Annotated in this window: 17 protein-coding genes; 9 read left to right on the forward strand and 8 right to left on the reverse strand. The window is 65.1% G+C overall.

Features of this window, described 5'->3' with window-relative positions; all coding sequences use genetic code 11:
- The first annotated feature begins 58 nt into the window (after window positions 1-58).
- Both P1K88_RS10690 and P1K88_RS10695 read left to right on the forward strand, forming a co-directional pair.
- Window positions 59-1,855 carry a hypothetical protein gene (locus P1K88_RS10690; protein WP_276410163.1) on the forward strand — a complete coding sequence of 599 codons (1,797 nt, stop codon included), beginning with the start codon at window positions 59-61 and terminating at the stop codon, window positions 1,853-1,855.
- 132 nt (window positions 1,856-1,987) lie between these two features.
- Entirely contained in the window at window positions 1,988-3,523 is a 1,536-nt protein-coding gene (locus tag P1K88_RS10695; RefSeq protein ID WP_276410164.1) for a right-handed parallel beta-helix repeat-containing protein, read from the forward strand.
- A gap of 48 nt (window positions 3,524-3,571) precedes the next feature.
- Here the strand turns inward: P1K88_RS10695 and aglF are convergent, their stop codons facing one another.
- The 3 genes from aglF to P1K88_RS10710 form a co-directional block, all read right to left on the reverse strand.
- Window positions 3,572-4,300 carry a UTP--glucose-1-phosphate uridylyltransferase AglF gene (gene aglF, locus P1K88_RS10700; RefSeq protein WP_276410165.1) on the reverse strand — a complete coding sequence of 243 codons (729 nt, stop codon included), beginning with the start codon at window positions 4,298-4,300 and terminating at the stop codon, window positions 3,572-3,574.
- 47 nt (window positions 4,301-4,347) lie between these two features.
- The gene (locus P1K88_RS10705; RefSeq protein ID WP_276410166.1) at window positions 4,348-5,208 is read right to left on the reverse strand and encodes a beta-keto acid cleavage family enzyme; all 861 of its coding nucleotides are present in this window, start codon (window positions 5,206-5,208) and stop codon (window positions 4,348-4,350) included.
- A gap of 104 nt (window positions 5,209-5,312) precedes the next feature.
- Window positions 5,313-5,522, reverse strand: a complete 210-nt coding sequence (locus P1K88_RS10710; protein ID WP_276410167.1) for a hypothetical protein — start codon at window positions 5,520-5,522, stop codon at window positions 5,313-5,315.
- Between the two features lie 575 nt (window positions 5,523-6,097).
- Here P1K88_RS10710 and P1K88_RS10715 point away from each other — a divergent pair.
- Entirely contained in the window at window positions 6,098-6,631 is a 534-nt protein-coding gene (locus P1K88_RS10715) for an HTH domain-containing protein (RefSeq protein ID WP_276410168.1), read from the forward strand.
- A gap of 25 nt (window positions 6,632-6,656) precedes the next feature.
- Here P1K88_RS10715 and P1K88_RS10720 read toward each other — a convergent pair whose 3' ends face one another.
- From P1K88_RS10720 to P1K88_RS10740, 5 genes are all read right to left on the reverse strand, one after another.
- Window positions 6,657-7,031: a DUF5658 family protein gene (locus P1K88_RS10720; RefSeq protein ID WP_276410169.1), complete on the reverse strand. Its 375-nt coding sequence runs from the start codon at window positions 7,029-7,031 to the stop codon at window positions 6,657-6,659.
- Window positions 7,032-7,148: 117 nt separating this feature from the next.
- Window positions 7,149-7,436: a HalOD1 output domain-containing protein gene (locus P1K88_RS10725; RefSeq protein WP_276410170.1), complete on the reverse strand. Its 288-nt coding sequence runs from the start codon at window positions 7,434-7,436 to the stop codon at window positions 7,149-7,151.
- 95 nt (window positions 7,437-7,531) lie between these two features.
- Window positions 7,532-8,119: a metal-dependent hydrolase gene (locus tag P1K88_RS10730; RefSeq protein ID WP_276410171.1), complete on the reverse strand. Its 588-nt coding sequence runs from the start codon at window positions 8,117-8,119 to the stop codon at window positions 7,532-7,534.
- A 393-nt stretch (window positions 8,120-8,512) separates the two neighbouring features.
- The gene (locus tag P1K88_RS10735; RefSeq protein WP_276410172.1) at window positions 8,513-9,046 is read right to left on the reverse strand and encodes a DUF7344 domain-containing protein; all 534 of its coding nucleotides are present in this window, start codon (window positions 9,044-9,046) and stop codon (window positions 8,513-8,515) included.
- Between the two features lie 339 nt (window positions 9,047-9,385).
- The gene (locus P1K88_RS10740) at window positions 9,386-9,583 is read right to left on the reverse strand and encodes a DUF7511 domain-containing protein (RefSeq protein ID WP_276410173.1); all 198 of its coding nucleotides are present in this window, start codon (window positions 9,581-9,583) and stop codon (window positions 9,386-9,388) included.
- A gap of 559 nt (window positions 9,584-10,142) precedes the next feature.
- On the opposite strand from P1K88_RS10740, the gene P1K88_RS10745 reads away from it, so the two are divergent.
- The 6 genes from P1K88_RS10745 to P1K88_RS10770 are packed head-to-tail and all read left to right on the forward strand — an operon-like array spanning window position 10,143 to window position 16,714.
- Complete coding sequence (locus tag P1K88_RS10745) at window positions 10,143-10,655, forward strand: plastocyanin/azurin family copper-binding protein (RefSeq protein ID WP_276410174.1); 513 nt, start codon at window positions 10,143-10,145, stop codon at window positions 10,653-10,655.
- Between the two features lie 3 nt (window positions 10,656-10,658).
- Window positions 10,659-12,641, forward strand: coding sequence for a TAT-dependent nitrous-oxide reductase (gene nosZ, locus P1K88_RS10750; RefSeq protein ID WP_276410175.1), 1,983 nt, complete (start codon window positions 10,659-10,661; stop codon window positions 12,639-12,641).
- 27 nt (window positions 12,642-12,668) lie between these two features.
- Window positions 12,669-13,445 carry a hypothetical protein gene (locus tag P1K88_RS10755; protein WP_276410176.1) on the forward strand — a complete coding sequence of 259 codons (777 nt, stop codon included), beginning with the start codon at window positions 12,669-12,671 and terminating at the stop codon, window positions 13,443-13,445.
- Between the two features lie 2 nt (window positions 13,446-13,447).
- Window positions 13,448-14,830 carry a nitrous oxide reductase family maturation protein NosD gene (gene nosD / locus P1K88_RS10760; protein WP_276410177.1) on the forward strand — a complete coding sequence of 461 codons (1,383 nt, stop codon included), beginning with the start codon at window positions 13,448-13,450 and terminating at the stop codon, window positions 14,828-14,830.
- Window positions 14,817-15,797, forward strand: a complete 981-nt coding sequence (locus tag P1K88_RS10765; RefSeq protein WP_276410178.1) for an ABC transporter ATP-binding protein — start codon at window positions 14,817-14,819, stop codon at window positions 15,795-15,797. The genes nosD and P1K88_RS10765 overlap by 14 nt, the downstream gene beginning before the upstream one ends.
- Complete coding sequence (locus tag P1K88_RS10770; RefSeq protein ID WP_276410179.1) at window positions 15,794-16,714, forward strand: ABC transporter permease; 921 nt, start codon at window positions 15,794-15,796, stop codon at window positions 16,712-16,714. Before P1K88_RS10765 ends, P1K88_RS10770 begins: the two co-directional genes overlap by 4 nt.
- The last annotated feature ends 211 nt before the right edge of the window (window positions 16,715-16,925 follow it).

The following is a 16,925-nucleotide window of genomic DNA, read 5'->3' on the forward strand; positions in this document are numbered from 1 at the left end:
ATTCTGACGATAACTATCTGGGAACGACCTATAGCAGGAGCAAGATGGCATCATGAATGTGAGTGGGAACCGTCCGTCCAACCGGCGGGTGTACGCGCTCAAAGCCGCCCTGATAGTCGGGTTCGGAGCGCTCGCTTTCGCCTTCATCACCGCGCACACCAGTCCCACCACCGGGTACGAGGTGTCGATATACACGGACACCCCACTGGCCTACTGGGTCGCCCTCTCGATTGCGCTCCTCATTGCGATCGGCGTGGCCATCGTGGCCTACGACAACCGACTGGGGACGCTCGCACTCCTGCTCGCCGCCCTCGGCGTGCTGAGCGTCTTCGCGCTCCCGATCATCCGTGGCTACCTGTTTTACGGTCACGGTGACTCGCTCCACCACCTCGGCTGGGCGCGCGACATCGCCGGCGGGATGCTCGCCCCACAGGAGATGATCTACCCCGGGTTCCACATGATCTCGGTGTTCCTCTCGGCCTTGGGGGGTGTTGCGATGACGCAGTCGATGCTGTACGTGACGCTCCTGGTGAAACTGCTGTTTGTCGTGTTCATCCCGCTGGCCCTCTACATGCTGTACTCGAACCGGAAGGCGATCTTCATCGGTGTGTTCTCCGGGTTCCTGATGCTGCCGATAAACCACATCAGTACCCACGAGAGCTTCCACACCTTCTCGATGACGATTCTGTTCACTGCGTTCATCTACTACCTGCTGTTCGCGCACGTCACGAAGAAACACGTCGACGAGGCTCTGCCGCGGTTCCTGTCGCCGACGGGGCTCGTCCTCCCCGTCGCCCTCGTGGCGGTCGTCTTCTTGCACCCCCAGGCCGCGTTCAACGTGTTGCTCCTGTTTGGGACCATCACGCTGGTGCAGTTCGTCTACCGGCGCCGCTCCAAGGAGCACGCCGTCTCCCAGATGCGGGGCATCTACGGCCAGTTCGTCCTGCTTGCCGTCGTGTTCGCGCTCTGGGCCGGGCAGTTCGAGAACACGTACCGCGTCCTCGACCTGATGATAACCGGCGTCCAGGAGACCATCACCGGCAACGAGGAGGCCGGGCAGGTCGTCCAGCAGCACGGCGATTCGACGACTGCGGTCGGTGCAAGCCTCGCCGAGATATTCGTGAAGCTGTTCGGCGTGAGCACCGTCTACTCGCTGCTCGCGGGCGGCCTGGTCCTCAGCGTGCTCTCCTCGCGCTTCCAGGCCCGGTCGGAGAAGACCGACGGCGTCGTCATCTACTTCGCGTACGGCGGCCTCGTGCTCATCCCGTTCCTGGGCGTCCACTTCCTGGGCGACATCGACGCCTACCTCTTCAGGCAGGTGGGATTCGGGATGGTGCTGGTGACTATCCTCGGCGCCATCGCGCTCTTCCACATCGCCTCGACCCCACTACGTCGCGACCTGCGGCCAGTCCTGGGCGTCGCGACGGTGGTCGTCCTCGCGGCCGGGCTGCTCGTCGCGTTCTCGTCGCCGTTCATCCTCCTGCCGAACGCGCAGGTGACCGAGACGGAGATGAACGGGTACGACACACTGCTCGAGAACCAGGACAAGGAGGTGCGCATCTTCGGCGGGGTGCGGATGGGCGCCGGGCGCTTCATCAACGCCCTCCAGTACAGCGAGGAGGGGCGCGACCGCGGCCCGGAGGTGTTCAATGAGACGGTGTTCAACGAGGGGGTGACGGGGGTCTACGACAGTGACAAGTATCTCGTCATCAGTCAGTACGACCGGACCCGCGACATCGAGGTGTACAACGGCTTCCGGTACTCCGAGGCGGGCTTCGAGCGGATAGGGACCACCGACAGCGTCCATCGCGTCCAGTCGAACGGCGACGTGAACGTCTACTACATCGACGAGTGAGAGGCGTTGCAACACGCCCCTGGCGCCCGGCCCGCATCACCCTCCGTTTTCAGGCACGGGCCGGGTCCGTGCAGACGGAACGCGCGGTAGGCTATCAATAACCTTGCACGCACGGGCCAACCGTCAGCCAACGTGAAGCGACGCGACTTTCTCACTACGAGTGTTACACTCGCCGGGGCGGGGGTGCTGGCCGGCTGTTCGTCCCTGCTGTCGGACGACGACGGGGAGACAGAGCCGACGCCCTCGAATCGGACCGAGGAGCCACCCACCAGTGAGACCAAGACGCCCGAGCCCTCCGATTCGCTGAACCCGCGTCACGGAATCTCTTTCGAGACGGTGGTCCACGCAGTCAAAGACCTCGGGATGGACCCGAATGGCAAGAAGCCCATCGACGACCAACTGCTCGCCAGCTTCAAGCAGGGGAACGTCCTCATCACGTTCCCGCCGGGAACCTACCGCTTCGAGACCGAACCGCCGGCCGAACCGGTCACCAACTGGGGCGTGCTCGGCCTCGGCAAGAAACCCCGCGACGTGCGCTTCGTCACGACGCCCGGCAAGGGCCGGCGGTTCGTGAACTCCGACGGCGGCAGCGGCCAGCTCGTCGAGAACGTGGCGTTCGACTACAGCCAGTCGAGGGAAGGAAGCCTCGGCCTGGTCATGCGGGCCAACGACAAGGTCCACGTCCAGGACGTCGAGTTCATCGGCTTCAACCCGGTCGTCGACGATGGGGCCATCGACAACGTGGTGCCGATGGCCCTGAAGCCCGACGGCACGGCGGTCGTCGACGGACTGGTCCGAACCGGCCCCACCGAAATCGTCTCCCACGGCCACAAAGACGACAACGCGAACGCGGGCTGTATCTGGCTCGGCCAACGGCACGTCGGCGACCTGCACATCCGGAACTGCCACATCTCGAACACGGGCACCAACGCGATCTACGCCTCCCGGACCCGGGGTTCCGTCCGCATCTCCGACTGCCTCTTCGAGAACAACAACCAGACCAGCCTGCGCATCGGCGGCGAGGGGGCGCTCGTGGAGAACAGCCGGTTCGTCATCGACGCCGAGAACCTGCATCCGGACAGTCGCGGCTCGCTCATCAACCCCAACGGCATCATCTGGGAGACGGGCAAGCTCGGGAAGTCTGGCGGGCGCATCGAGAACTGCGAGTTCATCGTCAGGAACACGCCACAGCGGACGAAGGCAGCCGTGTGGGCCGACGGGTCGGCCGGTGCCTTCGAGGTCGTCGGGTGCCGGTTCGAAATCGACGCCAACGGCGTCCAGGCGCTGAAGATCGACGACCCGCGGGACCCTCGCCTCGGCGTCACGGCGGACCGCCCGTGGGACGTGACGATACGCGACATCGTCGCGATGGGCAACTCCTTCGGCAGACCCGTCATCGAGATCAACGGACGGCCCGGGTCGCTCATCGACGGCGGGTGCATCCTCTGGAACCAGTTCCGCGACGCCATCCTCATCAACGACTCCGACAACACCACGATTCGAAACCTCAACATCGACGTCCAGGGGGCAGATATCACGAACATCGCCTCGACGGTCGACGTCCAGGAGTTGACCAGTATCAGCGAGTGTACCGACCTGCCCATCGAAGCCTCACAGCAGGGGAGCCGTGGGAACGTCTCGGTCGGTGACGGTGATACCTCGACGTAGGCCGGAACTCGTGGCCGGAGTAGAATCCTCAGCGACGGCCCGGTTCCGTTACGGTGTCTGTGCGGTGGCCGACTGTAACCGGCGTTCGGCCTCGTCGCGGTCCTCGGGGTAGCCGACGTCGATGCGCCAGCCCTCTATCGGGATCGCGTCGATGGTCCGCCCGGAGTCCAACAGGAGGTCGATGGCGTCAGACAGCTCGTACTCGCCACGGGCCGATGGCTGGACGAGGTGGCAGGCGTGGAAGATGGCCGGCGAGAACGTGTAGAACCCGGTCATCACCAGGTTCGAGGGCGGATCGGCCGGTTTCTCGACGACGGCGGTTATCTCGCCGTACTCGTTCGTGTCACAGACGCCATAGCGGCTCGCCTCGTCCCAGGCGATCTCCTCGACGAGGAACGCCGCGTCCGCCCTGGCCTCGCGCTGGCGGGTGACGACGTCCTCCAGGTTCGCCCGGAAGACGTTGTCGCCCAGTATCAGCATGAAGTCGTCGTCGATGCGGTCCTCGACGGTCAGCAGGGCGTGGGCGAGGCCCGCCTGCTCGCGCTGGTGGGCGTACGTTATCGGGATGTCGGCGTACTCGTCGCCGAAGTGACTGATGATGTCCTCCTTTCGATAGCCGACGACGACGTGAAACGCCGTCGCACCCAGGTCGCGCAGCTGTTCGAAGCAATCGGTCAGAATCGGACGACCGTCGACCTCGACCATTCCCTTGGGCTTGTCGTCGGTCAACGGGCGGAGCCTGGTCCCCTCACCGGCCGCGAGAATGACAGCGTCCATGGGCTGGATACCAGCAGCCCGATATAAAGTATACGTCCGCTTACGACTCAGACGCTGATGTCGCGCTGCTGGTCGCCGAGCGAGATGAGGTCTCTCGCCACCTCGAACGTGGCAAACGAGCGCTGGGAGTGGAAGACGAGTTCGCCGACCCGCTGGACGAGCTGGGCGTTGTCCTGTACCGGGGTCTCGCGGTCGAGGTAGAGGTTGTCCTCCATTCCGGTCCGCACGTGTGCGCCGTAGAACGCGGCGATGGTAGTCAGGGGGTACTGGTTGGGGCCGCTCGCACTCACGAGGACGTTGGCCTGGTCGGGGGCGGCATCGAGCAGCGCCAGCAGCATCTGTGGCGTCGCCACCGTCCCGTCGCGCGCACCGAGCTTGAGCGTCAGGAGCGGGTTGGACTCGACGACGTTCGACCGAACGAGCCGGTGCACCTCGTTGAGGTCCCGTCCGCTGGTGACAAGCAGGTTCGGTTTGACCCCCCGGTCGCGGAGTTCTTCGAGGAACCGGTCGACGTCGCGGCGGTTCACGGTGCTGACCCCGCGGTGGCCGTACTGCTCCGGACCGACCCGCACCTCCGCGATGTCTGGCCGCGGTCCCTTGTCGATGACGTCGAGGTAGTCACCCAGCTCGGTGTCCGGGCCGACGCCGTACTCGACCAGGGCGTCGGTCGTCTGGGCCCTGATGGCCCGTGTGACCGCGGGCAGGCGCTTTGGCTCCGGAGTCCCGTCGTCGCGCCGGCCGTGGACGTGTGCGATGCTGACCCCCTGCAGCTGGCCCTCGTAGACGGCCGTCGCGATGTCCTCGGGCGTCGCGGGTACGTAACTCGTCTGTTCGTCGGGTTCTCGATAGCCGGTCGGAGCGAGGCTGAGAATCAGGTCGTCGCCTCGCAGATAGTCGTGGTAAGTCATCGTTTCGTCGAGTCCCCCAGGCAGGAACTGATACCGGTGGCTAAGCCAGTACGAGGTATTGTTATTAGGTGCGTATCCGCCGGCGCGCGGTCCTCGACGGCGCGTTACTGTTCTAGTTCACAGAGCGCGCGTTTTCCGACGACGATGAACTCCTCTTCGCCGAGCTGGGACTCGTCGGCCGGGAGGAAGATGTACTTCGAGTCCGTGGCCGATTCGATGACCGTGAGCTCCTCCATCTCGTACCCGAGGTGCTTCTCGGGGTGCGGGTCGTCGGGGACGTCGTCCCAGTCTGTCTCCTCACCGAGTTGTTCCATCTCTTCAGGCCTCCCTGGCATCGGCCCGCCAGGGCCGCCGTTCGATGCGAGTAAGTCCAACTTTACGCCGCCCACCGGTTCGTCCACGTCGGTCCATATCTCGGAAAGAACATACTACCCGAAAAGGATTTGCGTCAGACTGCCAGCCATCTGCTGGCAATATACCATCATGTACGTACCAGTTACGTACCAGCCTTGGACTCGGTGGTCGGTCGCCGGTGCGCGCTTCGTCCGACATACGAGCTGTCTCCAACCATCGATAACGCGGTAATCCGATGTTAATAGTCCTGAAAAGACAGAGCAGGGGAGGCTGGACAGTCCCGGTCGGCGAGGCGGTCACGCTCGCCGGCCGAGCGCTGATCGGCAAGACCGGTGTCGAGGCTCCCGTCCAATCCAGATAAGCTCGTACTTATCGTGCCCGGACGGCCGACGCCGAGCGGGTGTCACGACCCCCCGCGAGCAACCGTCGAGTAGTTCGAATCAACCCGCGTGAACGGTCACGAAACACCGTCGTTACCGTCGAAACGGTCTGCTACAGTTTTATCGATACCCTGGAAACTAGTCGAGCGAGACGAATGGACAACTACAGCGGCACAGAATCACCCATCGGAGCGTATCTGCCAACCCCGGGATCGGAGAGTCGCATCGAGTTTTTCGTCCAGACGCTCGCTCCGGTCGAGAACCACGGGTCACAGAACCGCCTCGTCGACACGCTCACCGAACTCCGGGCGAACGAGCAACTGGGTGACGTGTGTGTGACGGTGTGGGGGACGCGGATCTGCACGGAGGGTCCGCTCGCCTCGCTCGACAGCGGCAAACACATCGTCGAAACCATCGCCGACTTCTTCGCGTTCGCGGCGGAGGAAGACGTGAAGATCTCTCCACACTTCCGTATCAAGGACGTCGACTCGTCGATGACCGGCCAGTCGTTCAGGAGTATCGTCCCGCCGAGTCAGTGCATCGCGATGTACGAGGCAGACGAACTCGTGGGCGTCTTCCCCTGTCACATCGACGGCGAGTGCTACACAGTCAGAGACGCCCTCGCGGCCCTGCAGGCCCGGGCGGATCAGTCAACCGAACACGTCGCCGAGACGCCGGCGACGGAGTGAGTCCCCCGCTCGGGTGACACGCTTCTCAGACGCAGGCTGCCGCGTGATTGATAAAGAGCATCGTGTTGAGCACCGTAGCGGTCAGTTGTGGGATTGTAAACCCCACGAGTGCCGCGAGCGTGTATCTCACCGGGAGCCGCTCGACGACGCCGTAGAGGACGACCAGGGCACCCCCCTTCAGCAGTATCAGCCCTAGCCCGCCCATCCGTTCGATCGCCCACGCGGCCACCGGGTTCGCCTCCACGAAACAGAGCTGGAGGCCCACGAGTGTGAGGACGGTGTCTGCCGTGGCCGTCCCGAGCACCAGGGCCCAGAGTCCCCGTTCGAGGGACGAGACCAATCCCACGGACGGCCGAACGTAGAACCAGCCGACGTTCACTGACCCTCGCTGGTCGGACATACACGTATGTCGACATGACACTACAAGGTAACGAGCTCAGTACCGACGGAATCAAACCGTAACTTTGGATTACCGACGTTCTACCGGGCGAGGAGCACAGGTGGGCAGGATAGGGCGTTAACTGCGGGTGATGACCACGGACCGGTCGCCGGCGACCTCGGCCGTGTACCCGTCGATGGAGAAGGTGATGCGAAAGTCTTCGTCGGTGCTCTGCGCGACCAGTTTGTTCAGCGCGTCCGTGTCGATGCTGTCGGCCAGCGGGCCGACGTCCAGCGGGCTACACCCCTCTATTTCCGCGAGCAGTCCGGCGATAGTCTGCGTCGCGGGTCGTTCGTTCGTGATGTAACTCCGGTACGTGTCGTGCTCGCTGTCGATTCGCTCTGAGTCGGGCTTGGTTTCGGCCATGATGCTAAACTACTGGGTCCGCCAGTACTGGAGAGTAGTGTCTGTGGATATATAATCTTTGAGTAACCTGATACTGAGTGGATAGTATCCGGCTGCTACCGCGAGGGCGTGTTCTCGTCCGCGGTGCGTCGACGGCCACGCGTTGGGAGGCCCGGATGCCCGTCCCGCAGCCACAGGACCAGCGCCGTCCCCAGCAACAGCGCCTCGAACACGACGTAGACGGCCCCGGCACTGCCGGTCAGCTCGCCGGCGAAGTACGTCAGCAGCTCGAGCGTCCGGCCGAGCACCGTCACCGGTTCAGACTCGGGCGCGGGGACGATCGGCCAGAGGAGGAACCGGTAGGCCACGTCGCCACCCAGCAGCGCGGGGTAGGCCATGTCCCCCGGGAGGTGCAACAGGTAGCCGACGCCGAACGCTTCCCCGACGTCCCGTCTGCCGAGGTGTCGCGCGACCAGATACCCGACGACAACCACCGGCACGACGAAAAAAAGGGAGTGGCCGAGCGACCGCCCGCCGGGCAGCACACCGAGCCCCCATCCCAGCAGTTTGTCGACGAGGTCCGGCAGCTGGGTCCCCACCGCGAGGGTGACGGCCGCCGACGTCCCGACGCCCCGGCCGCCGCGTGCTCGCTGGAGAAGCGAGAACGCGATGTACCCAACGGCGAGATGTTCCCACGGCCACATCAGGCGATCACGTCCCCTCGTGACGACCGTCCTGGCTCGTTCACAGGCCTGCTACTACCGAGTCGACAGTTGTTATAGTGAGACTACGCGTCGGAATGGTGTATTCGTCCCTTTCCGAACGGTCTCACGTCTCTTTACTCGGGAACAAATAAACTACCATGCTCGAAGAACACGGCCACTACTCGGATATACGGACTCAATTACTATCCCTTCGGCTATCGTGTACCCGTCTAATGCCAGAGTTCATTTCTGAAAGCGAGATGGAACGGATCGCCGAGTTCGCGAAGACGCCGGTCTACATGCGGAAACCGGAACAGCTCATGCCCGAACAGAGCGCGGACGACGAGGAGTGAGGGGCGCGACGCGGTGACCGGCGACGGCGGTAACGCGAACTTACATTTCTTCGAAGCCGCCAGAAGTCCCGGATTGCTCCCGGTAATGCATGGCGGCGTGCACCGCAGTGAGCACCAGGAACGAGGCGACGACGACGAACGCGACGACTGTCTCGCCGATGCCCAGGAAGCCCAGGCTCGTGGACGCGAGCAGAGCGACGTTCGCGGCCGCGAGCACCATGTAGTAGAGGTACCAGGGCCGCTCGTCGTTCTCGGTCCCCAGGTAGGGATCGATCTCCGCCGCCTGGTTCGAGAGCGCCACGTCTCCTGACTCGGAGTCGTACTCGATGAGCCCCGCTTCCGAGAGCTTGGGGATATGTGTTTGATACAGCGATACGTACACACGTTTCCGGTCCTGCGACGATAGTTTCTCTACGGTCGTGTCGTTTTCCCAGGCCGCGACCTCTTCGGCGAGTGCCGTCAGCTCGATGGGGCTCTCCTCGGTTCGCAGGTAGTGGAGCACGTAGCGGCGTCTCGGACTACTGAGGATGTCGAAGACACGGTCCCGCGAGAGTTCCGGTTTATCAGTTGACATTGGTTCCGTTCAAGTTCTCCTTGCCGTCCAGAGGCTGTCACTGGTCTGTCAGTGGCTATCCGTACCCACCTCCGGGTAACGCATTGTTACAACTACGTTACCTGTGACCCTATGGGTAAATACGAATTAACGCTCGAGTGGCCAAACACTAACGGGATTACCGGTCGGTAACGTCGTGTCGAACAACTGAAAAGCAAACGTGTCTGTCGCGCTCGAAAACGGCATGACCTCCCGCGCCGCGTACTGCGGCGCGGTAATCCCCGCACAGTCCACTGACCGACAGACCGACCTGCCGACCCCGAGCATCCCTTCGTGACACGTGAGTCCCGGAGCCCGGGCTTATCGTATCAGCTCCGAGAACACGAACGAGCCCTCCGTCGCGGACAGCCAGCGCGTCGTGCTCATCCTCCCGCTCGAATCGGTGTCGAATATCGTACACCGGTCGGGACGCTGCCGGGACCGTTCGATGACGGTCCGGCAGACCGCTTTGTCGTCGAGCATCCCTTCCGAGTTGCCATCCGTGTCAAACCGTGCCATTCTTCTTCGCAAGGGAATCTCCCCGTTGGCGACAAGGTTATTGACATACTGACACTCGTTAGGGCCGGTTTACGATACGATCCCCTGGAAGGCCATGTGTGGGGGTCGCGGTCGGCGCGTGCCGCTCGCCTTGATGTCTTCTCCCCGTGTGGGCGTGTCCTGCACCGTTCGGACCCACCGAGGGAGTTTTTTCGATTGTTTTGACACTTCCTGGCTCATATGAAGAAAATATGTTCTTAAAAAAAGTATACGTAGATATCCTTGTGGGAACCGTAGATCGAATCGAGTGCGATAGTTCTATACTGGCGAAAAGCCGGCACGGGTTCCGTGCGCCTGTAGCTTTCGAGGGTGTCGACACGGACCGAGCACAACGCCTCGTGCGCCGCCGGCGCAGTCGGTGCGCTGTCCGGTGCGTGAGGGTCCACAGAAGGACCCCCGAAGACGCTCCTCGGGGGGTGTATTGAATCGCCCCCGAACGTGTTCGGGTGGGTTCCCGACTAGTGAAAGCCCGGTTCCCTGTATATAGGGGAGTCTCCCTTTCGTCGAACTGTGAGAAAACATGAAAACGCGTAGAGCGTTCATCCGTGGACTCGCCGTATCGGCGGTCGGCGCCGGAATCGCCGGGTGCTCCTCTTCCGGACAGTCGAGCGGTTCCAGCGGCGGCGGCTCCGGCGGTTCGACGGAGACGGACGGGGGGTCCGGTTCCGGCAGCGATGACGGGAGCGGCTCCGAGTTCGTCGAGGCGACCACTGTCGAGATGACCGACGAGCTCGCCTACGAACCGAAGCAGGTCGAAGTCGAGGCCGGGACGACGCTCACCTTCGAGAACGTCGGCAGCATCGGCCACACGGTGACGGCCTACGAGGACGAGATTCCGGACGGCGCGTCCTACTTCGCCTCCGGCGGGTACGACTCCGAGCAGGCGGCCAAGGACGCCTACGGCAACGATCAGGGTGGCAACGTCCCGAAAGGGGAGTCCTACGAGGTCACCCTCGAGACGACCGGTACGTACGAGTACTACTGCATCCCCCACGAGATGAACGGGATGGTCGGTACCATCAAGGTGGTCTAATCTATGTCACAGCATACCAACGACGACGAGCATCGAGAATCGAACGACGTCATCGACGAGTACGAACAGACCTTAGACGAGGTGCTGGCCGACGTCGAGGCACCGGAGTCCACCGACGACGGCGTCTCGCTGGACCTCCCCGGACTCAGCCTGAACCGCCGGGACTTCATGAAGGCCGGCGCGGCGGTCGGCGCGATGGGCGCCGTCGCCGGCTGTTCCGGACTCTCGAACGGCGACGGTGGGGGCGGGGGCTCCCAGTCCGGCGGCGAGTCCGGCGCGGGCCACCTGGTCGAACCCGGCGAGCACGACGAGTACTACGGGTTCTGGTCCGGGGGCCACTCCGGCGAACTGCGCGTCGTCGGTATCCCGTCGATGCGCGAACTGACCCGTATCCCCGTGTTCAACACCGACTGTGCGAGCGGGTACGGCTACACCGACCGCTCGACGGAGATGCTCGAAGAAGGCGGCGGGTACACCTGGGGTGACAACCACCACCCGAACCTCTCGGAGACCGGTGGCGACTACGACGGCGAGTACCTCTACGTCAACGACAAGGCCAACGGCCGCATCGCCCGTGTCAATCTGACGTACTTCGAGACGGACGCCATCACGGACGTCCCGAACATGCAGGCCATCCACGGCTGTACGGTGCTCTCGCCGGACACCAAGTACGTCCTGGGCAACGGGGAGTTCCGTGCGCCCCTGCCCAACGACGGCCGTGACGTGCACGACCCGGACGAGTACACGTCCCTGCTCGTCGCTGTGGACCCAGAATCCATGGAGACCCAGTGGCAGGTCAAGGTCGACGGCAACCTCGACATCAACGACACTGGGAAGGAGGGACGCTGGATCATCGCCTCCTGTTACAACAGCGAGGAGGCGACCGCCATCCAGGGCATGACCAAGGACGACCGGGACAACGTCAAGGCCTTCGACGTGCCGGCCATCGAGCAGGCCGTCGAGAACGGCAACTACGAGGAGGTCAACGGCGTTCCCGTCGTCGACGGCACCCAGTCCAGTTCCCTCAACCAGGGCGACCGTCCCATCGTGAAGTACATCCCGACGCCCAAGAGCCCCCACTGTGTCGAGGTCGGGCCCAACGGTGACTACGCGTTCATCGCCGGCAAGCTCTCGCCGACGGTGACGATGCTCGACCTCAACAAGCTCGCCGACTCCAGCGACCCCGAAGAGGTCGTCGCCGGGCGGCCGCGGGTCGGGCTCGGACCGCTGCACACCACCTTCGACGGCAACGGCCACGCCTACACGTCCCTGTTCATCGACTCTCAGGTCGCGAAGTGGGACATCCAGCAGGCGGTGGAGGCCGAGACCGGGTCCGAGGACCCCATCATCGAGAAGCAGGACGTCCACTACAACCCCGGCCACATCCAGGCCCTGGAGGCGATGACCACCGACCCCGACGGGGAGTGGCTCGTCTGCCTGAACAAGCTCTCGAAGGACCGCTTCCTGCCGGTCGGGCCCATCATGCCCGACAACGACCAGCTCATCCACATCGGCGACGGTGAAAAGTCGATGGAACTGGTCGCCGACCACCCGGCCTATCCCGAACCGCACGATTGTGTGTTCGCACACAAGGACAAGATCGACGCCAAGAAGGTCTACGACAAGAACGACTACGAGGAAACCTACATCGAAGAGGGCGATACCGGCGTCGAGCGTACGGGCGAGAACAGCGTCGAGGTCAAGATGATCACCAAGCGCTCGGAGTACGGCCTGCCGGATTTCACCGTCAAGCAGGGCGACGAGGTCACGCTGAAGACGACCAACATCGAGAGCGTCCAGGACATCATCCACGGCGTCGCCATCCCCGGACACGACATCAACTACGCGGTGGCCCCGCAGGACACCCAGCACGTCACGTTCACCGCGGACGACCCCGGCGTGTACTGGATCTACTGCACGTACTTCTGCAGCGCCCTGCACCTGGAGATGCGCAGTCGGATGATCGTCGAACCGGCGGAGGAGTAACCCCTCTCCCACCGGAGGTGTCCAGATATGCAACGACCCACCCTCGACGACTTCCGTGAGGTCAGGCGCGGCCTCCCCGTGGTAGCGGCGCTGCTGTTCGTGGCGGCGCTGGCCTTCCCCATGTGGGAGATCAGCGTTAAGGCGGTGCAGTACCCCGACACGATCCTTCGCCTCCAGCTGTACGCGTACCCGCACCTGAGCGGCGACTTCACGGAGATGGCACGGCTGAACCACTACATCGGGTTCTACTACCCGGACCCGGTGTTCATCGAGCCGAACTTCCCGGTCGAGGAGCGGGCCATCGACGTTCCCGAGTGGTCGCTGGGACCGTTCGCGTTCGTCGCCGTCTCGCTGCTGTCGGTGTTCGTGGCCATCGCGCCGACCATCGAGAAGCTCAAGCGTGGGCTCACCTACCAGTTCGCCGGCACCGTCACGGTGTTCACCGTCATGGTCGCCGACATCCAGTACCGGCTCTGGCAGGCCGGCCACACCCTCGACCCCGACGCGCCCGTGATGGGCGTCAGCGGGTTCACCCCGCCCCTGTGGGGTCGCTACGAGGTGGCGAACATCACCAGCGTCTCCCGGTTCGGCCTCGGGGCGTACATGGCGATGACCGCCGTCGGGATGCTCGCCGTGGCGTTCTACTACCGGAACGCCGACGTGCGGTTCGGTGACCTCCCGGGGCGAATCCGTGGCGGGGTCGCACGACTGCCCGGCGTCGGCCCGCGCCCGAACGACGAGCGTGCGGACGAACCGACCGAATCGGCGGCGCCACCCGTCGAAACCGGCACGAGGGATCCCTGACCATGGTCCGGACCCACCGCGCGGAACGCGCGTTCGTCCTCGCTACAGTCGTGGTACTCGTCCTGTCGGTCGTCGCGGCGGCCGCCGTCGCCGGCCAGGACCGACCCGAGGACGACCTGGCGTTCGACCCTGCCGTCCCGGAGACCGACGCCTTCAGCGCCCCCCGGGCCGACGGCACGGCCACCGTCAGCGGAGAGACCTACGCTAGTCTCCAGCGGGCCGTCGACGCGGCCGAAGCGGGCCAGACCGTCCGTGTCGAGGGCCGGTTCGACGAGACGGTCACCGTCGAGACACCGAACCTGACTGTCGTCGGCGAGGGGCCGGGGTCGGCCCTGCTCCACGGCGACGGCGAGGGCGACGTGCTCACCGTCGAGGCAACCGGCGTCACCGTCCGCGGCCTGTGGGTCCGGAACAGCGGGTACAGCACCGCAGAGAACGACGCGGCGGTCCGGGTCAACGCCAGTCACGTCACGATACGGGACAGCCGTATCACCGAGATGACCTTCGGCGTCTGGCTGAACGGCGTCAGCGACGCGACGGTCGCGAACAACACCATCGTCGGCCGCGAGGAGATCACCCGCCTGACCGACCGTGGCAACGGCATCCAGATCTGGAAGACCGAGGACTCGACCATCAGGAACAACGACATCACCACCGTCCGCGACGGCCTCTACTACAACTGGGCGGAAGACGTCGTCGCCAGCAACAATACCCTGTGGGACCTCCGCTACGGGGTCCACTACATGTACTCCGACGACAGCGCCCTCTATAACAACACGGCGTTCGACAACGACGTCGGGTACGCGCTGATGGTCTCGAAGCACCTGGTCGTCCAGGACAACGTCGCGGTCAACAACACCGGTCAGTCCGGCCACGGCCTGCTGGTCAAGAGCATCGACGATACGGCGATCCGCGGGAACCACCTGGTCGGCAACGACAACGGCCTGTTCGTCTACAACTCCGTCGGCAACGAGCTAGCGAGCAACCTCGTCGTCGGCAACGACGTCGGCGTCCACATCGCGGCCGGCAGCACGGACGAGACGGTGTTCAACAACAGCTTCGTCCGGAACGACCGCGCGGTGCTGGCCGTGATGAGCGAACAGGTCACCTGGAACGAGAGCGTCGGGAACTACTGGTCGGGCGCGAACCCGACCGACCTGGACGACGACGGCGTCGGCGAGACGCGCTACCAGCCCGCCGGCGTCGTCCAGCAGGTGACCGCCGAGACGCCGGCCGCCCGCGTCTTCGCGAGCAGTCCGGCGTTCGACGCCGTCCGCCTCGCCCAGTCTGCCGTGCCGGTCATCGAGTCGCCCGGCGTGGTCGACGCCCGCCCACTTACCGAACCGCCCCACGACAACTGGAGGACCTACTATGAACGCGATTGACATCGAGGACGTGACGAAGCGATACGGCGACGTGCAGGCCCTCGACGGGCTCAGTCTGTCCGTTGAGCGGGGGACGACCCTGGGCGTGTTCGGCACCAACGGCGCCGGCAAGACCACGCTGTTCAAGCTGCTCGTTGGCCTGAACCGGCCCGACGACGGGACCGTCCGCGTCGCGGGCCTGGACCCGGCCGACGGGACGGCGGTCCGCGAGCGGGTGCGCTACCTCCCGGAACACGCGGGCTTCCCGCCGAACCTCACCGGCCGCGAGATACTTCGCTTCCACGCCCGGATGCGGTCGGTGCCCGGCGAGCAGCGGGCCCATCACGTCGAGCGCATCCTCCACACCGTCGGGCTGGCCGAGGCGGCCGACCGCCCTGTCAGTGGCTACTCCAACGGGATGAACCGCCGCCTCGGCCTGGGGACGACCCTGGTCGGCGATCCGGCGGTGCTGATCCTCGACGAACCGACCGCCGGCCTCGACCCCGAGGGCATCCAGGCCTTCCACGACATCGTCGAGTCGCTGGCGGCCGAAACCGAGGTGACGATCGTCTTCTCATCGCACGCGCTGAGTGAAATCGAACAGCTCTGCGACCAGGCCGTCGTCGTCGCCGACGGCAGGGTCGCGATGCGCGGCCCGGTCGAGACGCTCCGGCGGGCGGCCGGCGACGAGGTGACGATCCGCCTCACGCTGGCCGACGCCGACGAGGCCCAGCGAGCGACGGCGACGCTCCGCGACGACCCACACGCCGAGAACGTCGCCTGGAACGGCCCGCGTCTCGAAGCGACCTGCCACCCCGACGCCGCCTACGATCTGTTGACGGGCGTCCAGAGCCGGTACGACGTCGACCGCTTCGAGGTGCGTGAACCCGGACTGGAGGCTGCCTTCCACGAGGCCGTGGGGACCGCATCGAGGGCCCCCCGGCCCGAGACCGGACGTGACGACGTCCAGGGAGGTGAGACGGCGTGACCTCCGACGACCACAGCGACGGGAGCCGATCCGACCCGGCGGTCGAATCCGACGGCGGGTACACCTCGGCGGCGGCCACCGGCGAACTGCGAGCGGACGGCGGCCGTCTCCGACTGCCCGACTGGCCGGTGCTCACCGTCGCCGCCCGCGAGTACCGCCTCGCGGTGCGGAGTCGCTGGGCGCTCGGCGTCGTCTTGCTGTTCGGGCTGTTCAGCGGCGCGGTCGTCCAGTTCGGGGCCACGTCCGTCGGTCCCGGCCGCTTCGACGCCGTCGTCGCGACGCTGGCCGAACTGGGCGTCTACCTGGTACCGCTGGCCGCGCTCGCCTTCGGCTACGATACGATCGTCGGGGCCGACGAGCAGGGGTCGCTCGAACTCCTGCTGTCGCTCCCGGTGTCCCAGGGTCGGGTCGTCACCGGGGCGTACCTCGGCCGGTCGGCGGTGCTGGGCGGCGCGATGTTGCTCGGGTTCGTCCCCGGCGCGCTGCTCACCGTCAGGTACCTGGGACTCGGGAGCCTCGGGACGTACGCGGCCGTCGCCCTGACGGCGGTGCTGATGGCCTGCGCGGTGCTCGCCGTCGCCGTCCTCGTCTCGACGCTCGTCGCCGAGAAGGCCCACGCGCTCGGCGTCGCGCTGGCGCTGTGGCTGTGGATGGCCCTGTTGCACGACCTGGTGGCGCTGGGCGTGGTCGCCACGCTTGACGCAGGCGGAACCGCCGTCGCCGCGGCCGTCCTGCTCAATCCCGTCGACTGCTTCCGGGTCCTGGCGCTCTCGCAGGTCGACGTCGTCGCCGGCGGGTTCGGTGCCGTCATGGCCCAGGCCGGCCTCTCGGTGCCCGTCGTCGGCGCGGCGCTGCTCGGCTGGACCGTCGTGCCGATGGCCCTGGCGAGTCGGGCCATCTCCCGGCGCCGACTCTGAAGGCTCGCGGTCAGCGTTCCGCCCCTTCTGTCCGCTGGAGACAGACGAAGTAGGTCGACGCCGAGCACGTCGTGACCGCGGCGCGCGAGAAACAGCGCGAGTTCGCCGGTGCCACAGCCGGCGTCGAGGACCGGATCCCGGACCAGCCCCTGTTCTTCCAGGTAGACGAACGCCCGCTGTGGACGGTCGATGTCCCAGTGCTGGACGCCCG

Source organism: Haloarcula halobia, from assembly GCF_029338255.1.
GTDB classification, from domain to species: Archaea; Halobacteriota; Halobacteria; order Halobacteriales; family Haloarculaceae; genus Haloarcula; species Haloarcula halobia.

Excerpts from the sequence above, each read along its gene's own strand:
- P1K88_RS10745 (WP_276410174.1), top strand. The coding sequence starts at position 10,143 with ATGAAAACGCGTAGAGCGTTCATCCGTGGACTCGCCGTATCGGCGGTC.
- P1K88_RS10715 (WP_276410168.1), top strand. The coding sequence starts at position 6,098 with ATGGACAACTACAGCGGCACAGAATCACCCATCGGAGCGTATCTGCCA.
- nosZ (WP_276410175.1), top strand. The coding sequence starts at position 10,659 with ATGTCACAGCATACCAACGACGACGAGCATCGAGAATCGAACGACGTC.
- P1K88_RS10765 (WP_276410178.1), top strand. The coding sequence starts at position 14,817 with ATGAACGCGATTGACATCGAGGACGTGACGAAGCGATACGGCGACGTG.
- P1K88_RS10705 (WP_276410166.1), bottom strand. The coding sequence starts at position 5,208 with ATGACTTACCACGACTATCTGCGAGGCGACGACCTGATTCTCAGCCTC.
- aglF (WP_276410165.1), bottom strand. The coding sequence starts at position 4,300 with ATGGACGCTGTCATTCTCGCGGCCGGTGAGGGGACCAGGCTCCGCCCG.
- P1K88_RS10740 (WP_276410173.1), bottom strand. The coding sequence starts at position 9,583 with ATGGCACGGTTTGACACGGATGGCAACTCGGAAGGGATGCTCGACGAC.
- P1K88_RS10710 (WP_276410167.1), bottom strand. The coding sequence starts at position 5,522 with ATGGAACAACTCGGTGAGGAGACAGACTGGGACGACGTCCCCGACGAC.
- P1K88_RS10725 (WP_276410170.1), bottom strand. The coding sequence starts at position 7,436 with ATGGCCGAAACCAAGCCCGACTCAGAGCGAATCGACAGCGAGCACGAC.
- P1K88_RS10755 (WP_276410176.1), top strand. The coding sequence starts at position 12,669 with ATGCAACGACCCACCCTCGACGACTTCCGTGAGGTCAGGCGCGGCCTC.
- P1K88_RS10730 (WP_276410171.1), bottom strand. The coding sequence starts at position 8,119 with ATGTGGCCGTGGGAACATCTCGCCGTTGGGTACATCGCGTTCTCGCTT.
- P1K88_RS10735 (WP_276410172.1), bottom strand. The coding sequence starts at position 9,046 with ATGTCAACTGATAAACCGGAACTCTCGCGGGACCGTGTCTTCGACATC.
- P1K88_RS10720 (WP_276410169.1), bottom strand. The coding sequence starts at position 7,031 with ATGTCCGACCAGCGAGGGTCAGTGAACGTCGGCTGGTTCTACGTTCGG.
- nosD (WP_276410177.1), top strand. The coding sequence starts at position 13,448 with ATGGTCCGGACCCACCGCGCGGAACGCGCGTTCGTCCTCGCTACAGTC.